The organism is Kitasatospora sp. NPDC042419, from assembly GCF_056437345.1.
Window position 1 is genome coordinate 23,149 of sequence record NZ_JBWKAW010000033.1, and the last position, 17,642, is coordinate 40,790.

Annotated in this window: 18 protein-coding genes; 7 read left to right on the top strand and 11 right to left on the bottom strand. The window is 74.6% G+C overall.

All coding sequences use genetic code 11. The features are described from left to right. Positions 1 to 4: 4 nt before the first annotated feature. From AC067J_RS37315 to AC067J_RS37340, 6 genes are all read right to left on the bottom strand, one after another. Positions 5 to 907 (bottom strand): class I SAM-dependent DNA methyltransferase, encoded by a 903-nt coding sequence (locus tag AC067J_RS37315; RefSeq protein WP_478307011.1) that lies wholly within the window; start codon positions 905 to 907, stop codon positions 5 to 7. After that, positions 904 to 2,109: an MFS transporter gene (locus AC067J_RS37320; RefSeq protein ID WP_478307013.1), complete on the bottom strand. Its 1,206-nt coding sequence runs from the start codon at positions 2,107 to 2,109 to the stop codon at positions 904 to 906. The genes AC067J_RS37315 and AC067J_RS37320 overlap by 4 nt, the downstream gene beginning before the upstream one ends. After that, positions 2,106 to 3,275, bottom strand: a complete 1,170-nt coding sequence (locus AC067J_RS37325; protein ID WP_478307015.1) for a dipeptide epimerase — start codon at positions 3,273 to 3,275, stop codon at positions 2,106 to 2,108. Before AC067J_RS37325 ends, AC067J_RS37320 begins: the two co-directional genes overlap by 4 nt. Then, a complete protein-coding gene (locus AC067J_RS37330) occupies positions 3,272 to 4,510 on the bottom strand; it encodes a PLP-dependent cysteine synthase family protein (RefSeq protein ID WP_478307017.1) in 1,239 nt (412 codons plus the stop codon). The genes AC067J_RS37325 and AC067J_RS37330 overlap by 4 nt, the downstream gene beginning before the upstream one ends. Further along, the gene (locus AC067J_RS37335; RefSeq protein ID WP_478307159.1) at positions 4,507 to 5,319 is read right to left on the bottom strand and encodes a Rossmann-like domain-containing protein; all 813 of its coding nucleotides are present in this window, start codon (positions 5,317 to 5,319) and stop codon (positions 4,507 to 4,509) included. The genes AC067J_RS37330 and AC067J_RS37335 overlap by 4 nt, the downstream gene beginning before the upstream one ends. Positions 5,320 to 5,420: 101 nt before the next feature. Beyond that, on the bottom strand, positions 5,421 to 6,734 hold the full coding sequence (locus AC067J_RS37340; RefSeq protein WP_478307019.1) for an ATP-grasp domain-containing protein: 1,314 nt from the start codon (positions 6,732 to 6,734) through the stop codon (positions 5,421 to 5,423). Between the two features lie 188 nt (positions 6,735 to 6,922). Between AC067J_RS37340 and AC067J_RS37345 the strand changes: the two genes are divergently transcribed. The 5 genes from AC067J_RS37345 (at position 6,923) to AC067J_RS37365 (ending at position 12,727) form a co-directional block, all read left to right on the top strand. Next, positions 6,923 to 7,510, top strand: coding sequence for a GNAT family N-acetyltransferase (locus AC067J_RS37345; RefSeq protein ID WP_478307021.1), 588 nt, complete (start codon positions 6,923 to 6,925; stop codon positions 7,508 to 7,510). Positions 7,511 to 8,061: 551 nt separating this feature from the next. Beyond that, positions 8,062 to 8,730 carry a TetR/AcrR family transcriptional regulator gene (locus AC067J_RS37350; protein WP_478307023.1) on the top strand — a complete coding sequence of 223 codons (669 nt, stop codon included), beginning with the start codon at positions 8,062 to 8,064 and terminating at the stop codon, positions 8,728 to 8,730. A gap of 104 nt (positions 8,731 to 8,834) precedes the next feature. After that, the gene (locus AC067J_RS37355; RefSeq protein WP_478307025.1) at positions 8,835 to 10,361 is read left to right on the top strand and encodes an MFS transporter; all 1,527 of its coding nucleotides are present in this window, start codon (positions 8,835 to 8,837) and stop codon (positions 10,359 to 10,361) included. Positions 10,362 to 10,573: 212 nt separating this feature from the next. Then, positions 10,574 to 12,193 carry a cytochrome bc1 complex cytochrome b subunit gene (gene qcrB / locus AC067J_RS37360; protein ID WP_478307027.1) on the top strand — a complete coding sequence of 540 codons (1,620 nt, stop codon included), beginning with the start codon at positions 10,574 to 10,576 and terminating at the stop codon, positions 12,191 to 12,193. A 93-nt stretch (positions 12,194 to 12,286) separates the two neighbouring features. Further along, positions 12,287 to 12,727, top strand: coding sequence for a PPOX class F420-dependent oxidoreductase (locus AC067J_RS37365; RefSeq protein ID WP_478307029.1), 441 nt, complete (start codon positions 12,287 to 12,289; stop codon positions 12,725 to 12,727). 269 nt (positions 12,728 to 12,996) lie between these two features. Here AC067J_RS37365 and AC067J_RS37370 read toward each other — a convergent pair whose 3' ends face one another. Beyond that, positions 12,997 to 13,203, bottom strand: a complete 207-nt coding sequence (locus AC067J_RS37370) for a hypothetical protein (RefSeq protein ID WP_478307031.1) — start codon at positions 13,201 to 13,203, stop codon at positions 12,997 to 12,999. Then, positions 13,200 to 13,469 carry a DUF1876 domain-containing protein gene (locus AC067J_RS37375; RefSeq protein ID WP_327676014.1) on the bottom strand — a complete coding sequence of 90 codons (270 nt, stop codon included), beginning with the start codon at positions 13,467 to 13,469 and terminating at the stop codon, positions 13,200 to 13,202. Before AC067J_RS37375 ends, AC067J_RS37370 begins: the two co-directional genes overlap by 4 nt. A 200-nt stretch (positions 13,470 to 13,669) precedes the next feature. On the opposite strand from AC067J_RS37375, the gene AC067J_RS37380 reads away from it, so the two are divergent. Together AC067J_RS37380 and AC067J_RS37385 are read left to right on the top strand one after the other, a co-directional pair. After that, positions 13,670 to 14,629: a YndJ family protein gene (locus tag AC067J_RS37380; protein ID WP_478307033.1), complete on the top strand. Its 960-nt coding sequence runs from the start codon at positions 13,670 to 13,672 to the stop codon at positions 14,627 to 14,629. Continuing rightward, entirely contained in the window at positions 14,626 to 15,258 is a 633-nt protein-coding gene (locus AC067J_RS37385; RefSeq protein WP_478307035.1) for a DUF1990 family protein, read from the top strand. The genes AC067J_RS37380 and AC067J_RS37385 overlap by 4 nt, the downstream gene beginning before the upstream one ends. Positions 15,259 to 15,542: 284 nt before the next feature. Here the strand turns inward: AC067J_RS37385 and AC067J_RS37390 are convergent, their stop codons facing one another. From AC067J_RS37390 to AC067J_RS37400, 3 genes are read right to left on the bottom strand one after another with little or no spacing between them, the layout of a single operon-like run. Then, on the bottom strand, positions 15,543 to 16,256 hold the full coding sequence (locus tag AC067J_RS37390; protein WP_478307037.1) for an anti-sigma factor family protein: 714 nt from the start codon (positions 16,254 to 16,256) through the stop codon (positions 15,543 to 15,545). After that, entirely contained in the window at positions 16,253 to 16,828 is a 576-nt protein-coding gene (locus AC067J_RS37395) for a sigma-70 family RNA polymerase sigma factor (protein WP_478307039.1), read from the bottom strand. Before AC067J_RS37395 ends, AC067J_RS37390 begins: the two co-directional genes overlap by 4 nt. Positions 16,829 to 16,866: 38 nt before the next feature. Beyond that, complete coding sequence (locus tag AC067J_RS37400; protein WP_478307041.1) at positions 16,867 to 17,391, bottom strand: COG4315 family predicted lipoprotein; 525 nt, start codon at positions 17,389 to 17,391, stop codon at positions 16,867 to 16,869. Between the last annotated feature and the right edge of the window lie 251 nt (positions 17,392 to 17,642).

Below are 17,642 nucleotides of genomic sequence, written 5' to 3' on the forward strand. Positions count from 1 at the left end.
GGGGTCAACTTCTCTTTCTTGCGCGGGGGTCGAGCCGGGCGACCAGGTGGAGTCGGTCCTCGTCGGCGGTGTCGGCGGGGCGGTCGCCGTCCGTCCAGGGCGGTTCGGTGCGCGGGCCGGGGCGGTCGTAGAGGGCGAGCACGGTGAAGCCGTGGGCGGCGAGCAGGTGGCGCAGCTCCTGCGGGAAGAGGAGCCGCCAGGCGGAGTGCTGCTCGACCGGCGCGGCGCCGTCGTCGCCGGTCCAGATCCGGGTGCGGCGCAGGAGTTGGGCGGCGCGGTCGATCCACAGGGTGGTGTGGGAGGTGAGGGTGACGCCGTCGCGGGTGACGGTGTCGACCCTCGGGGTGTCCAGGAGTTCGGTGCGGCCGAGGAAGAACGCGCCGTTGCGCATCTCGGCGACCAGCAGGCCGCCGGGGCGCAGGTGGCGTCCGAGCCGGCCGAGCAGGGCGTCGAGATCCGCGTTGGTGTGGCAGTAGAGCAGCGCGCTGTCCAGGCAGAGCGCCGCGTCGAACCGGTCCGGCGCGAAGTGGAAGGTCCGCATGTCGCCGACGTGGTAGGCGGGCCCGGGGTGGCGGGCGCGGGCGTACTCGATCATCGTCGCGGAGCTGTCCAGGCCGGTGACGGTCCGCCCGGCGGCGCGGTGCAGCCACTCGGCGTCCCGGCCGGTGCCGCAGCCGAGGTCGAGCACGTCCGGTCCGGCGCCGTGCTCGCGGAGCACCGACTCGGCCCACCGGGCGGCGGTGAACCCCGGGTCGGGGAAGCGGAGTTCGTAGAGCTCGGGGTCGTCGGTGAGCAGGTTGCGGTGCTCGCCCGGAAGGGGCCGCGCGGAGGTGGCCCCGGTCGGTGCGGAGGTGGTCGGGGCGGAGGGAGTCGGGGCGGGCGGGGGCGGAACGGGCCGGGGCGTCATCGGGCCTCGCTGGGGAGAGGGCGGGCGGGGGCGGGGAGCCGCCCGGTGCGGTGCAGCCGGGCGAGAGCGGCGGCGGAGGCGAGGCCGAGCGCGGCGCAGAGCAGCCAGGGGGCGGTGGCGGCACTGTCCATGGCCCGGCCGACCGCGGTGTTGCCGAGGGCCGCGGCGAATCCGGAGACCACGTAGTAGAGGCCGTAGTAGGTACCGGTGAGGCCGGCGCGCCCGAACGCGGGGATGAGTGCCAGGACGAACGGCTGGGCGGTCATCAGGCCGAGTTGGAGCAGCAGCACTCCGCCCAGGACGCCGGGCAGACCGGGAGCGACGAGCGGCAGCAGGAAGCCGGTGGCGGCGACGGCGAGGCCGAGCGGGATCCAGCGGGTGGCCGGCCCGTCCCTCTGGAGCCTTGTGGTGATGCGGAGTTGGAGGGTGAGGTTGGCCAGGGTGCTGGTCAGGAAGACCAGGCTGACCGCCCCCTCCCACCCGGTCGCGCGGCGGGCGGCGTCGGGCAGCAGCAGGTAGAGCTGGCTCTCCATCCCGAACAGGCCGACCATGGCCAGCGAGAACGCCAGGAACCGGCGGTCGGCGGCGACTTCGCGCCAGTCCGCGAGCACTCCGCGCGGCGGCGGCGGAACGGCCCGCTCGGGCAGGGCGAGCGCCTGGGCGACGGTGAGCACGGCGAAGATGCCGGCCGCGGTGAGCGCGGCCGCCCGGAAGTCGACCAGCAGCAGGACGGTGCCGAGCAGCGGCCCGGCCAGTGCGCCGGTGGTGGCGAACACGCCGAACAGCGCGAACGCCTCGGCCTTGCGGTCGGCGGACTCGTGCGCGACGTACGTCCGCACGGCCGGGTTGAACAGCGCGCCGGCCAGGCCGCTGAGCGCGGACGCGGCGAGCAGTATGCCGAGCGAGTCGCCGAGCGCGAACAGCCCGAAGCCGACGCTGCGCAGCGCACACCCGGCGATGATGACGCGGCGTGCTCCGAGCCGGTCGGCGGCCGAGCCGCCGAGGATGAACAGGCCCTGCTGGCTGAGGTTGCGCAGGCCGAGCACGGTGCCGACGGCCAGCGCGGAGAGTCCGAGGTCGTGGCCCAGGTGGCCGGCCAGGTACGGGATGAGCAGGTAGAAGCCGGTGTTGACGCCGAGCTGGTTGACCAGCAGGAGCCGTACGGGCAGGGGGAAGGACCGTACGGCGCGCAGTATTCTCACCGGCCGGCCACCGGGCGGGCGTGGGCGGGTGGGGCGGGCGGGTGTGCGTGGGCGTGCGGACCCCGGCCCGCGGCGGGGGGCGGTACGGCCCCCCGCGCCGCCGCCTGGACGGACCCCTGGACGGCCTCCCGGACGGGCAGCACGCCGAGGCCGGCCCGGTCCGGTGTGCGGACGGTGCCGTCGGAGCCCCCGATGCCCTGCCAGGGGTCGTGGGCGAGCAGGAGGTGCCCGTCGAGGTCGATCCAGCGGGCCCGGTCGGCGAGGTGGACGGCCGGCGCGATGCCGAGCGAACTGGCCGCCAGGCAGCCGAGCATCAGCTCGGTGCCGCTGCCGCGCAGGGCCTCCTCGATCCGCAGCACCTGGTGGACTCCCCCGCACTTGGCGAGCTTGAGGTTGACGCCGTGGACCCGCCCGGCGAGGCGGCGGACGTCCTCGAAGGTGACGGCGTCCTCGTCGGCGATCACCGGGACCGGCGATCGCTCGGCGACGGCGGCGAGCACGTCGGGGTGCCCCGGGGCGATGGGCTGTTCCACGGCCACGACGCCGGTGACGGCGAAGGCGGGCAGCAGCTGGAGGGCCTGTTCGGGCGTCCAGGCGCCGTTGGGGTCCAGCAGCAGCCGGGCCTCCGGAGCGGCCTCGTGGACGGCCTGGACCCGGACGAGGTCGAGGCCCGGGTCGGCGGAACCGGCCTTGACCTTCAGGACGGTGAAGCCGGCGTCGGCGAGGCGGGCGGCCTGGACGGCGGCGCGCGCGGGCGGCTCGATCCCGATGGTGCGGGCGGTGGCCGCGGCCACCGGTTCGGCCCGGCCGAGCAGCCGGTGGACGGGCTCGCCGGCCCGCTTGCCGACCAGGTCGAGCAGCGCGGCCTCGACGGCGGCCAGCACACCGGCCGGCAGGGCTTCGAACGGGACTGCGCCGCAGCGGAGTTCGGCGAGCGCCTGCTCCGGGTCCGGGAACCGCTCCAACGCGGGCCGCAGCCCTTCGAGTTCGCGCCGGATCCGGTCGGTGGGCAGGTGCAGGTAGACGCTGCTGACCACTTCGCCGTGCCCGGTCAGCCCGCCGTGGCCGAGCGCGAGCTGGACGGCGTCGCGTTCGGTGGTGACCGAGCGGGAGATCCGCAGCGGCTCGGCGAGCAGGAGCCGTACGGTACGGACGTCGAGCCTCATCGGTCCTCCTCGGTTCGTTCGGTGCCGCCAGGGCCTGGGCCGGCGCCTGGGGCTGGGCCGGGGCCTGGGCCTGGGCCGACGACCGCCCGGTCCGGCGGCACGGCGGGTGCGGCGAGTGCGGCGGGTGCGGCGGTCGCAGCCGCTGCGGCGGGGACGGCCACCGCCGCGACGGCCGGCGAGGTGCTCCCGGTGCGGCAGCGCGCCCAGCCGCTGACCTCGACGGCCGCCGGGTGCGGGATCTCGATCGGGCGGAGCGCCGCCCGCTCCGCGTCCAGGCCGTGCCGCCGGCAGAAGGCGTCGTCGTACACGGTGCCGAGGTAGCGGTGCGGGCCGTCGGGGAAGACCGTGGCCACGGCGGCGCCGGGGTGGACCCGGGCGGCCCAGGCCGCGACCAGCGCCACCGCGCCGGTGGACCAGCCGCCGCTGACGAAGGCCCCCCGGGCCAACCGCCGGCAGGTGTCGACCGCCTCGGCCGGACCGACCCAGTGGACTTCGTCGAAGGCCTGGTGGGCGACGTTGCGCGGGTGGATGGAGCTGCCCAGGCCGCGCATCAGCCGGGGCCGGGCGGGCTGCCCGAAGATGGTGGAGCCGACCGAGTCGACGCCGATGATCCGCAGCCCGGGCCACCGGCGGCGCAGCGCCCCGGCGAGGCCGGCGCTGTGTCCGCCGGTGCCGACGCTGCAGACCAGGACGTCGAGGTGGTCGAGGTCGGCGGTGATCTCCTGGGCCATGGCCAGGTAGCCGGCGGCATTGTCGGGGTTGTTGTACTGGTCGGGCCAGTAGGCGTCGGGCAGCCGTTCCAGCACCTCGTGCAGCCGGGCCAGCCGGGCGGCCTGCCAGCCGCCGCGCCGGGCGGGCCGGTCGACCAGTTCCAGGCGGGCGCCGTACGCGCGCAGCAACTGCCGCATGGACGGTTCGAGTTCGGTGTCGCCGACCAGGACGACGGGGTGGCCGAGCGCCTGTCCGGCGAAGGCCAGGCCGACGCCCATGGTGCCCGAGGTGGACTCCACCACCGTGGCGCCGGGCCGGAGTTCGCCGCGGGCGTGGGCGCCGCGGAGCATCGCGACGGCGGACCGGGCCTTCATGCCGCCCGCGCTGAGCCCCTCCAGTTTGGCCCAGAAGCCCGGGTGCGGGTGCGGCAGCGGGGTGGTGATCCGGGCCAGCGGGGTGTGACCGAGCAGTGGCAGCAGACCGGGGTTGCCCAGCACCGCGCCGGAGTCGAGCAGGGCGGTCATCGGGCCCCGCCTCCGTACAGGTGGAGGACGGTGGGGCCGCCGTCGAGCCAGAAGAAGGGGTAGGGCTCGGCGCTGACGGCGGTGACGCCGTCGCCGATCAGCCGGGGCAGCACGGCGCTGCCGGTCTGGGCGAACAGCACCAGTGGCTTGCCGGTGGCGCGGGCGTGCGCGAGCAGCGGCTCCAGGGTGCCGTTGCCGAGGGTCATGCCGGAGGCGAGGATCGCGTCGCAGTCGTCGAGCCGGGCGAGGGCGTCGGTGTGCACGGGCTCGTCCCACTCGGTGGCGCCGCCCTTGAGGTCGCACGGACGGTAGCCGACGCCTCGCGAACGAAGCTGTTCCAGGAGGGAGTTGACGACTCCGACGACCAGCACCCGGCGGACCTCGGCGAGCGGCAGCAGGCCGACCACGGCGGCGGCCCGGGCCCGGGACTTCTCCAGCGAGGACCCGGCCGACAGGGTGACCGCCCGGGCGCCGTGGGCGGCGGTGTGCGGGCGGCAGTGGCCGAGGTAGGCGTCCAGTGCGGCGACCCGGACGGCGGAGAGCGGGTGGGCGAGCAGCTCGGCGACGGTGGCGCCGACGCAGTCGGTGAGCGCGTCGGCGGGCAGTTCGCCGGGTTCGACGGCGCAGGAGCCGACGGCGGCGTCGAGCCGGAGGCTGAGCACCTCGTTGCGGTAGCCCTGGGCCCGACCGGTGTGCCGGACGGCCTGCGCGGTGGTGAAGGCGAGGGCGATCCGCAGGCCGGCCGGGTCGGGTCCGTACGCCCCGGCACGGGCCCGGTCGGCGACCAGGTCGAACGCGGAGCCTGCCACGGCGGTGGCGGTGGCGGTGACGGGAGCGGCGGAGCCTGCCACGGCGGTGACGGGCTCGGCGGCGGCCACGGGGGTGGCGGAGGCGGCAGGAGCGGCGGTGCTCACGCGGGCACCGCCGCGGGCTCGGCCGGACAGGCGGCGGCCGCGTACCGGGGGCTCAGCCCGGCGAGCAGCCGTTCGGCCGCGCCGCGGGCCCCGGCGCCGCCGGTGTCGGCGGTCATGACGTGGCCGAGGTACTCGTTGTTGCTGGTGGCGGGCCGCACCTCGCGGCCGGGCCCGGCGAGGCTGAGCTCGACCACCGCGGGGTCGCAGCGCACCTCGGCCTCGCCGTCGAAGCCGTCCAGCAGCCCGGCCCGCCGCTCCCCCGGGACGGGGAACTCGCCGGGGACCAGGAAGGCGATCGCCGCGCTGGCGACGCCGGTCGGGTGGACCGCCAGGTCGGGGCGGCGGCCGAGGGCGACGTCGACGGCGGCGGCGGCGAGGTCCACCCCGGTGACCCGCCGGACCAGTTCGGTGATCCGGTTCCCGGCCGGGCGCGGGTTGACCTCCACTACCCGGGGCCCGGCCGGGGTCAGCTTGATCTCGGTGTGCGCGACGACCTGGTCGAGGCCGAGTGCGGAGAGCGCCGCGACGGCGGTGTCGGCCGCGGCCGCCGCGTCGGCGGGGTCGAGCGCGGCGGGGAACATGTGACCGGTCTCGACGAACGCGGGCGCGCCGCCGACGCTCTTGTCGGTGATCCCGACGACGTGCGCGACGCCGCCGGCGGAGACCGTCTCGACGCTGACCTCGGGCCCGGTGAGCAGCTCCTCGATCAGGACCACCGGGTCCCGCCGCTGGCCTCGCGCATTGACCGGGAAGGCCTCCAGCGCCCGGACGGCCGCGAGGAGTTCGACCTCGTCGACGACCTCGCGGACGAACATCCCGGCACACAGGTCGACCGGCTTGACGACCAGCGGGTAGCCGATCGCCCGGGCGGCGGCGCGGGCCTGCTCGCGGTCGGCGCAGAGCGCGTACGCGGGCCCGGGGACGCCGGCCCCGGCGAGGGTGCGGCGGGTGGCGTCCTTGCGGCAGGCGGCGGCGACCGCCTCCGGGTCCGGCCCCGGCAGTCCGAGCCGGCGGGCCACCCGGGCGACCTGCGGCAGGTAGTAGTCGCAGGAGGAGAGCACCCCGTCGAAGCCGAGCAGCCCGTGCAGCCGTTCGGCGTACGGGAGCAGCACGGCCGGGTCGTTGGTGTCGGTGGTGAGGATGTTCTCCGCGGCGAGCAGCGGGTGCGGGCCGTCGGCGGGGGCGGCGCGCAGGTAGTGGTGCAGGTCCCGGGTGAGGAAGGTGAAGCGGTGGCCGCTCTCCCCCAGCGCCCTCGGCAGCAACCTGCTCATGGAGCCGACCCAGCTCTCGATCACCAGCAGATGCGCCACGACTCTCCCTCTCGACGGACACGCAGACACGGCGGCAGGCCGGATTCGGCAGGCCGCGAGAGGAACGTAACGGGATTCGTTTTCATTTTCAACACGCCGGTACGCACTTCCGCCGCCGCGTTAGATGAAAGTGGTTTTCATGTACGCTGACAGTCACCCACCCCGGCCCGATCCGTCGGAGATTCCTGATGAACCGTCATGAGCCCTATCTGGTACGGCATGCGCTGCCTTCGGACATCCCGGGCGCGCGCCGGCTGATCCTCGACACCTTCTACCGCGAGTTCGGCTACGGCTACGTGCCCGCCTGGCACGCCGACGTGGTCGACCTCCAGGGGCACTACCTGGACCACCCCCGGCACGCACTGCTGGTCGCCGTCCGCGACGGCGAGGTGGTCGCCACCACCGCACTGCACTCCACCGGGCCGGCCCACCCGCCGCACCCGCGCGAGGTCGCCGAGCGCTACCCGTCCGGCACCACCGCACAGCTCGTCCGGGTCTACGTCCGGGCCGAGCACCGCCGGCACGGCCTGGCCCGCGAACTCGTGCGCCGCGCATGCGAGTTCGCCGCCGAGGAGGGCGGCTACCGGCGGCTCTACCTGCACACAAACACCGCCGTCCCGGGGGCCGAGGCATTCTGGCGCAGCCTCGCCGAGGAGGTCTACGACGCCCGTCCGACCGGTGAGCACGGGCCCGGCGTGGCCACCGTCCACTTCGAGATCCCGCTGCGCCGGCCGGTGGCGCTGGCGGGCAGCGCGGACGGCCACCCGGCCGGGTGAATCGCCGGGGACCCGCACGCCGTCGGACCCGAACCGCCTGACCCGACCCGAACGGCCTGACCCGACCCGTCGGACCCAACCCGCCTACCCCGACCCGAACCGGCCTGAACCGGCCTGCACCACGCCGGCGACCATGCCGGTGACCATGCCGGTGACCACGCGCGCCGGTGGCGCCACCGCCGCACCCCCGGCCGGCCGCCCCCGCCCTGGGGGCCCGCCGCGGCCCACGTCGCCCGGGCTCGGCCCGCCAGGTGTGGCCCCCCGGCCTGCCGCGCCTCGGCGGCCCGCCCGGGGTCCGTGCGACGAACCTCGACGCGCTCTCGACGCGCTCTCGACGCACTCCCGAATCCCCCCCTCGACGTGTCCTCCGCACTCCCTCCACGCTCCCCGGAGACCCGCCGGCGATCCGCCGCACCCGGCCGACAAGGGGCCTTCGCCAGAATGTGACGCAGGTCACATTCGAACGCGAAATTTCCGGGGACGGATTCCCCGTTTGGCTCTTCGTAGGACTAAGCGGGGAGAAACTCCCCGGAACCCGGGAGGAGCACAGCGTGAGCACCGCCGCCGTCGAGCCGACCCGCACCACGGAGCCGCCGGTCCGCGCGCCCAAGCTGCGCGCGGACGCGAGCCGGAACCGTGAGCGGGTCGTCATGGCGGCCCGGGACGCCTTCGTCGAGCACGGTGCGGACGCACCGCTGGACGAAATCGCCAAGCGCGCAGGCGTCGGAAACGCTACGCTCTACCGGAACTTCCCGACCAGGGCGGCGCTGATCCGCGAGGTCGCGCTGCTCGTCAAGAACCGCATCGTGGCGATCGCCGAGACGGCGGCCGCCGAGGGCACCGGCCCGTTCGACGCCCTCCAGCGGTTCGCGCACCGGACCGTCGACGAGAAGGTCGGCGCGCTCTGCCCGATGCTCACCAACCGGGTCGACATGTTCGACCCTGAGCTGACCGAGGCCCGGGAGCGCCTGATGAGCGTCGTCGGCGGTCTGCTGGACCGCGCCAAGGCGGCCGGCGAACTGCGCGCGGACGTCGACCACGGCGACCTGTTCATCGCCTTGAGCCAGCTCACCCGCCCGCTGCCGGGCACCTCCTGCCACGTGCTGGACGACTTCGTCCACCGGCACCTGCAACTGTTCCTGGACGGTATGCGGGCGCCCGCGCGTTCCACCCTGCCCGGCCGGGCCGCGACCTTCGAGGACTTCCACACCGACCACTGACCCGCCGAGTCACCTGACCTCTCACCGCGGGACCACCGCGCGGCCACCTCCGCGCGCCCGTTCGCACTGATCCGCACACCTCGCACCGTGAAGTGAGTACCCCCATGCCAAAAACCGACGCCCTGCCCGCCGTCCAGCCTGATCCGAGGCGCTGGAAGGCCCTGATATTCATCGGGCTCGCGCAGCTGATGGTCGTCCTCGACGCCACCATCGTGAACATCGCCCTGCCCTCCGCCCAGCAGGACCTGGGCATCACCGACGGCAACCGCCAGTGGGTGATCACCGCGTACGCGCTGGCCTTCGGCGGCCTGCTGCTCTTCGGTGGCCGCGTGGCGGACCTGTGGGGCCGCAAGCGGACCTTCGTGGTCGGCCTGGCCGGCTTCGCGTTCGCCTCCGCGCTGGGCGGCGCCGCCGCCAACACCGCCATGCTGCTCGGCGCCCGCGCCCTCCAGGGCGTCTTCGGCGCACTGCTCGCGCCCGCCGCGCTCTCGCTGCTGGCCGTCATGTTCACCGAGGCCAAGGAGCGCGCCAAGGCGTTCGGCATCTACGGCGCCATCGCCGGCGGTGGCGGCGCGATCGGCCTGATCCTCGGCGGCCTGCTGACCGAGTACCTGAACTGGCGCTGGACCTTCTTCGTCAACATCCCGTTCGCCGTGGCCGCCGCCATCGGTGCCGTCATGGTGATCCGCGAGCCGGCCGAGGGCCGCAACCGCAACCGCCTCGACGTCCCCGGCGTCATCCTGGTCACCACCGGTCTGGTCGCCCTGGTCTACGGCTTCACCCGGGCCGAGTCCGACGGCTGGTCCTCCGGCGTGACGATCGCGCTGTTCGTCGGCGCCGCCGTCCTGCTGGCCGCGTTCGTGGCGGTCGAGGCGCGGGTGAAGGCGCCGCTGCTGCCGCTGCGCGTCATCCTGGACCGCAACCGCGGCGGGGTCTACCTGTCGCTGGGCCTGGCCGTGATCGGCATGTTCGGCCTGTTCCTCTTCCTGACCTACTACCTGCAGATCGTGCTCGACTACAGCCCGGTCCTGACCGGCGTGGCCTTCCTGCCGATGGTGGCCGGCATGATCACCGGCTCGACCCAGATCGGCGCCCGCCTGATGACCCGCGTCCCGGCGCGGTACCTGATGGCGCCCGGCTTCCTGGTCGCCTCGGTCGGCATGCTGATCCTCACCCAGATCGACCTGGACACCTCCTACCCGGCGCTGATCCTGCCCGGTCTGGTCCTGATGGGCCTCGGCATGGGCACCGCGTTCATGCCGGCGATGAGCCTCGCCACGCACGGCGTCGAGCCGCGCGACGCCGGTGTGGCCTCCGCCATGGTCAACACCTCGCAGCAGGTCGGCGGCGCCATCGGCACCGCGCTGCTGAACACCATCGCGGCCAGCGCCACCACCACCTGGCTGGCGGCCCACATGGGCGCCGTGACCAGCCCCGCCGCCGCCCAGGCGGTGCAGTTCCAGGGCATGGTGCACGGCTTCTCGACCGCGATCTGGTGGTCCTTCGGGATCCTGGTGCTGGCGGCCGCACTCGCCTTCGCGCTGATCAACGCCGGTCGCCCCGACCAGGCGGCGTCCGGCTCGGGCGAGGGTGCGGTGGACAGCAACGAGGTGCCGGTGCTCGTGCACTGACCCTCACGGGGGTGGTGCGACGGTGCGCAGCGGCCCGTCCGGTGTCCGACAGGACACGGGACGGGCCGTTCGCCGTTTCCGGACGCCGTCGAGGGGGCGCGGGCCCGGCCGAGCGGACCCCCACTAGAAGTGGGGATCATCCCCCGTTTATTCTTGGTCGAGCTTCGAAACGGGGACAGTTCCCCGCTTCACTTCGACCGAGGTGCGTGGACATGACCCGGAATGAGAGCCGCCCCGGAGCCGGACGGGGGCAGCGCGCCGCCGACTGGGCGGACGGCCGGCTGGGGATCTACACCCTGGCCAGGACCAACCTGCGCAAGATCTTCCCGGACCACTGGTCCTTCATGCTGGGCGAGATCTGCCTCTACACCTTCATCGTCATCATCCTGACCGGCGTCTGGCTGACGCTGTTCTTCAAGCCCTCGATGGGCGAGGTCGTCTACGACGGCGTGTACGTCCCCCTCAAGGGCGTGCCCATGTCGGAGGCCTACGCCTCGACCGTCGACATCAGCTTCGACGTGCGCGGCGGCCTGCTGATCCGCCAGATCCACCACTGGGCGGCCGTCGTCTTCGTCGCCGCCATGTTCGTCCACATGATGCGGGTCTTCTTCACCGGCGCGTTCCGCAAGCCGCGCGAGATCAACTGGCTCTTCGGCTTCCTGCTGCTCTTCCTCGGCATGATGGACGGCTTCCTCGGCTACTCGCTCCCCGACGACCTGCTCTCGGGCACCGGCATCCGCTTCATCGAGGGAGTGGTGCTGGCGATCCCGCTGGTGGGCACGTACGTCCAGATGTTCCTGTTCGGCGGCGAGTTCCCCGGCCACGACATCGTGCCGCGGTTCTTCACCCTCCACGTGCTGCTGGTCCCGGGCATCATGGTCGCGCTACTGGTGGCCCACCTGATCCTGGTCTTCCACCACAAGCACACCCAGTGGGCCGGGCCCGGCCGGACCGAGAAGAACGTCGTCGGCATGCCGCTGATGCCGGTCTACCTGGCCAAGGCCGGCGGCTTTTTCTTCCTCGTCTTCGGCGTCATCGCGCTGATGTCGGCGATCGCCACCATCAACCCGATCTGGGCGTACGGCCCGTACCGCCCCGACCAGGTGTCCACCGACGCCCAGCCCGACTGGTACATGGGCTTCGCCGAAGGGCTCATCCGGGTGATGCCCGGCTGGGAGATCGGCCTCTGGGGCCACACCCTCAACCTCGGCGTACTGGTCCCGTTCACGCTCTTCCCGGTCGTCCTCGGCGCGATCGCCGCCTACCCCTTCGTGGAGAGCTGGGCGACCAGCGACAAGCGCGAGCACCACCTGCTCGACCGGCCGCGCAACGCGCCGGTGCGCACGGCCCTCGGCGCGGCCTGGATCTCGCTGTACCTGGTGATGCTGGCCGGCGGCGGCAACGACCTGTTCGCCACCCATCTGCACCTGTCGCTCAACACCATGACCTACGCCGTCCGGGTGGGATTCTTCGTGGTCCCCGTGGTCGTCTTCACCGTCACCCGGCGCTGGTGCCTCGGCCTCCAGCGGCGCGACAGGGAGAAGGTGCTGCACGGCCGCGAGACCGGCGTCGTCACGCGCCTGCCGCACGGCGAGTTCGTGGAGGCGCACACCCCGCTCGCGCCCGCCGAACTGCACCGACTCACCGCCCACGAGCAGCCGCGCCCCCTCGAACTGCCCGCCCCCGTGGACGAGAATGGAGTCGCCCACCCGGCCGGGGTACTGCAGCGCACCCGTGCGAGGCTGTCCCGTGGGCTGCACGGCGAGGACAACAGGATCGCCAAGCCCACCGCCGACGAGTACCGCGAGACCACCGGAGGCCACGGCCACTGAGGCGCCCGCCCCGGTCCCGCCACCGGTCCCGCCACCGCCACCGGGCCCGCCACCGCCGACCACGAACCGTCCGGCTCCGAGAGGGAGGACATCGTGCACGACCGTACCGAGCAGCTCGCCGACAGCAGGTACCTCCTGCTCACCACCTTCAGTGACGACGGCCGCCAGGTGCACTCGCAGAGCTGGGTGGTCGCCGACGGCACGGCGCTCGGCATCTGGACGCCCGTGCACTCGGGCGACGCCGACCGCATCCGCCGCCACCCCAAGGTCCTCATCGGCCCCTGCGACGCCCACGGCCGCCCGACCGGGCGTCAACTCCCGGCCCGCGCCGCCGTCTGCGACGAGGACGACACCGCCCGCTACCGCACCTCGCTGATCAACAAGTACGGCCTGCCGGCCCTCGTCGCGCTGGCCCGCAGCCGGATGCGGCTCGGGCTGTCCGGGACGATCGGCATCCGGATCACGCTCAACGAGCTGGAGCAGCGGCTGATCGGGCCGGAGTGGCAGGTGCCGGGCACGTACTGCCCGAACTGAGGCCGGCGCCGGGCGCGCCCTGGACGCCTCACGGGCGTACGGCGCCCGGGCGTACGACGTCCAGCCGTCGACGTCCGGGGTGCAAGGCGTGCGTCCGGGCGCAACGAGTCCGGACGTACGGCGTACGGCGTACGGCGTGCGGGCGCGCCCCGGTTCCGGCGCGGGCATTCGGGCGCGCGGCGTCCCGGGTGCGCACCCTCGGCGGGGTGCGCACCCCGCTGCCCGCCGCCCGCCCGTCGTCGTGCACGCCGACCCGGCGCGGTGGCGTGTCAGTCCACGCCCTCCTCCGGCGCACGGGCCAGGTCGCCCGGCTCACAGGCTTCCTGGCCGGTGCCGGCGTGCACCACCTTCACGGCGTGCCCCGGACCGCCCGGCACCACCCGCTGCTCGTGCCCGCAGCGCGGGCAGATCAGCGGGATGCGCGGACTGCGGCCCTCGGCCCTGCCCGATCCCGCGGCCTCGCCCGGCGCCGTCACGTCAGCGGGTGGGTCGGGATCGGGCTGACGGCCTGGATCTCGCCGTGGGCCTTGGTGAGGAGCTGGGAGGCGAGGTCGTTGAGCGCCCGCGCCGCCGCGATCTCCTCGCCGACCCGCAGCTGCTCCGGGTCGGACGGATGACGGCTGGTGTAGCCGTGGGCGCGCACCTCGGTCCCGTCGCCGAGTCTCAGCAGGGCGGCGGCCGCCGTGCGCGGCCCCTCCTCGCGGAACTCCATCTCGATGTGCCAGCCGACCAGCGTCTGCATGGCGGATCACCTCCGGCGGTCGTTCCTCGTCCGGTTACTCCTCCAGGGTGCGCCGCCCCCACCGGGAACACCAGGCCAGCACTTTGCAAAGCCCGCCGAGCGGCTTTGCAAAGTCGGTCCAGGGGAACTTGAACGCGTTCAGTACACGGCGTAGAGTCGCCGGCGCAAGCATTTGAACACGTTCAGGGGGTGGTGCGGCCATGGGACAGGGCACCGTCGAACTCGTCGACCTGCTGGTCCTGCTCGGCATGGGCGCGGTGATCCCGCTCGGCCTCACCCTGATGGACGAGCCCGGCCTCGCCCGCGTGCGCCGGTACTGGCCGCTGGCCGCCGTCCCCGGCGCGCTCTCGCTCTGGCTGCCACGCGGCGGCCTCGCCACCGGCAGTGCCACCCTCTACGCGCTCGGCACGCTGGCCATCGCCGCCCACGCCCCGGTCCGACTCGCCCGCACCCGCTCGCTCGCACCGCACGAGATCGCCGTGCTCACCGCCCTCGCCACCCCGTCGGTGGCCGGGCTCGCCCTGGTCGCGGAGCGCTCGGGGCACGAGCTGTTCGGATTCGACCTCGACATCCTCGCCCTGACCGTCCCGCACTTCCACTACGCCGGATTCACCGCCGCCCTGGTCGCCGGACTCGTCTGCCGGGCCGTGCCCGACAGCCGGGCAGCCCGCTGGGCCGCGCTCAGCGTGCCCCTCGGCACCCTGCTCGTACTGGCCGGCTACTTCGTCGACGACTGGGCCGAACTGGCCGGCGCCGCCGTCCTCACCACCGGCATGTGGCTGGTCGGCCTCCTCACCTGGCGCGACCTGCGCCCCCGGGTCCGCGCCGGTGACGACAGCGTCCACGGCGACGGCAACGGCGGCCACGGCAACGGCCCCCGCGGCGCCGACGGCAGGCGCGACAGTCCGGACACCCGCGGCCGTCGGGTCGGCGGCGGCCGGCACCGCACCACCGCCACCCTGCTCGCCGTCTCCGGCACCGTGCTCGCCGCCACCATGCTGCTCGCCCTCTGGTGGGCGGTCGGCGAGGCCGCCGGAATACCCCACCCCACCCTCGGCTGGATGGCCGCCACCCACGGCGTCGGCAACGCGCTCGGCTTCGCGCTCTGCTCACTGCTCGCCTGGCGCCGTCTCGCCCTCCCCCAGGAGCACGGCCGATGACCGCCACCCCGCCCCCGAACGACCTGAGCTACCCCGAGATCGGCGCCAGCACCGCCCTCGGCGGCCCCCTGCCCGCCGGCTACAACCACCTCCGCCACCGCGCCCCGATCGGCCACGGCCGCGCCGCCCTGGACGCCGCCGGCGACGCCCTGCTCGGTTGGCGGATGCACCGCGCCGCAGGCGTCCGGATCACCGCCGAGGCCGACCGGGCCGCCCCGGGGGTCGCCGTCCGCTGCGCCATCGGCGTCGGCCCGTTCCGGGCGGGTGCCCCCTGCCGGGTGGTCTGGAGCACCGACGGCACCGACGGTACCGGCAGCACAGGCAGCACCGGCGACTCGGACCGCTACGGCTTCACCTACGGCACCCGACGCGGCCACCTCGCAGTGGGCGAGGAGACGTTCGTGGTCGAGATGGGCCCGGACCGGATCGTCTGGTTCACCGTCAACGCCTTCAGCCGCCCGCGCCGCTGGTACGCCCGCCTCGCCGGCCCGCTCCTCCCCCTCGCCCAGGGCCTCTTCGCCCGCCGCTGCGCGCGGGCCCTCGCCCGGATCGCGGCGGAGGCGGAGCGGTCCGAGCGGGCCGCCGCGGGCAGGGGACGCCGCCGCGAACACGACGGGTGGGCCAGGTAGGGCTTGGCGGCCGCCGGGCGCAGCGCTCTGCCGACGGGCGCGCCGGACCCGCCAGGCCAGGGACGGGGACGGGGCCAGGACCGGGGACGGGACGTACGCCGGGGCCGGGCCCAGGAGGGCGGCGGCCCGGGCTCGACCGGCTCGGCGTCGACGAACGGGAGGTGGCGGGTCGGGCGGGTGCCGGCGCGGCACCGAGCCGCGGCACTGAGCCGTGGCCCCGAGCCGCGGCGCCCGGCGTACCGACCCGGTAGGGCCGGTCAGGCCGGTCAGGCCGGTCAGGCCGGTCAGGCCGGCCGGACGGGGACCGAGACGAGGAGCGTGCCCGCGTCCAGGGTGCGGACCTCGAAGTGGTCGAGGTCGCCGGGCGGGAAGGCGGTGCCGCCGGTGGTGCGCAGGGGGCCGGACTCCTCGCCGTAGCCGGTCGCGGGGACGCTCCAGGTGGTGACGGTCTGGCGTTGGCCGGTGGTCGAGACGGCGACCAGGTCGCAGGTCAACGGGCCCTGGACGCGGGAGAGTTCGAGGGTGACCCGGCTCCCCCAGGGAACGCCGTCGACGCCGACCACGGCATGGGCGCCGGTTCCCGCGTCGGTCGCGGTGAACTGCCGGGCCGCGACGGCGACCACGCCGGGCGTGGAGTCGGCGGTGACCACGACGGCCGTGACCGCCGGCCCCGCCACCGCCAGTACGGCCGCGACCGCCACCAGCACCAGTCGCCGCACCCGCCCGCGCCGGCGCCCGGCGGCCACCTCGGCGACCAGCCGGTCGAGCATCACGGGATCCGGCCGGGGCACCGGGTCCGACGCCGGGACGGCGGCCGCGTACCCGGCCAGCAGCGCCTCGACCGGTCCCAGCTGCTCCAGTTGCTCGGTGCACCGCGGGCAGCCCGCGGCCAGGTGGGCCTCGAACGCCGCGCGCTCGGGCGGATCCAGCACCCCGAGGACGTAGGCGCCGACGTCGAGGTGCGAGGTGTGCGCGGGACCGGTCCCGGACGGTGTCACGATGTCACTCCCCGTTCCTCCAGCGCGAGCCTGAGCGAGCGCAGCGCGTAGAACACCCGCGAGCGTACGGTGCCCGGCGGGATGCCGAGTTCGGTGGCCGCCTCGTCGGCCGTGCGGCCCTTGAAGTAGGTCTCGACGATGACCTCGCGGTGGGCGGGCGAGAGGTCGCCGAGCGCCTCCGCGATGGTCATCAGCCGGAGCGCGCGGTCGAGTTCGTCCTCGGCGGGCAGCAGTTCCAGCGGAGCGGGGTCCACTTCGTGCGGCCGGGCCCGCTCGGCGCGGTGGCCGTCGATGACGATCCGCCGGGCGACCGTGACCAGCCAGGGCCGCAGCGAGCCGGCCGCCGGGTCGAGCCGGTGGATGTTGCGCCAGGCCCGGAGCAGCGTCTCCTGCACGATGTCCTCGGCCCGCTGGCGGTCGCCCGCGACCAGGTGGAGCACGAAGCCGAGGAGCGGTCCGGCGTGCTCGTGGTAGAGCGCGCGCATGAGCTCCTCGTCCGGTGCCGGCGCGCCCCGGGCGGCCGTTCCACCGCCACCGGGAGCCTCCTCGGTCACGACGCCATCCTTGCGCACCCGTACCTCCGGGTCGAGAGTGGTCCGATCGGCGGCACTCAGTAGCCGCTGGGGCTGCTGGGGCCGGCGGCGGCGGCCCGGGCGCCGGACGGGGTCACCGCCCACCAGGTGCCGCCCACGCCCTGGCCCTTGGTGTCGCCGGGCTTGCCGTCGGGGGCGTAGCGGTAGAGCGGCCAGCCGTCGAGGGTGAGCTGGTGGGAGCCGTCGACCCGGGTGACGGTGCCGACCAGCCCGGGGTCGATGCCGCTGACCGTGGGGGTTCCGTCGGCCGGGGCCGGCGGCCAGATCACGGCGCACCCGCCGGTGCAGTCGGAGGTGGGCGGCGTGGCGCTGTCCTGGTCGAAGCGGTAGAGGGTGAAGCCGGCGCTGTCGGTGACGACGGTGCCGAGTCCGGCGTCGGTGGTGGTGCGGAGCGTGGCGGCGGCCGGGGCGGAGGGCGACGCGGGGGCCGTCGGCGCGGTGGACGGGGTGCTCGGTGCGGCCGGTGTGGTCGAGGAGCCCCCTCCGGACGATCCGCAGCCGGCCACCAGGGCGGCCACGGCCAGTCCGGACGCGGCGAGCACCGCGATCCGGCCGGTCCGCCGGGTGTCTCCGCCCCTTCCTCTTCCGGCTCTCCTTCCGGCTCTCCTTCCGGTTTCTCTTCCGGTTGCTCCGCCGGTTCCTCTTCCGGTTGCTCCGGTTGCTCCGGTTGCTCCGGTTGCTCCGCCGGTTCCTCGGCCGTCGGCTTCCCCGGTGCCTTCTCCGGTACGACTGGTGTTGCGCATGGTGGCTGCTCCCCGGTCGGTGGGTGGGCACGTCCGTGCCGGACACCCTC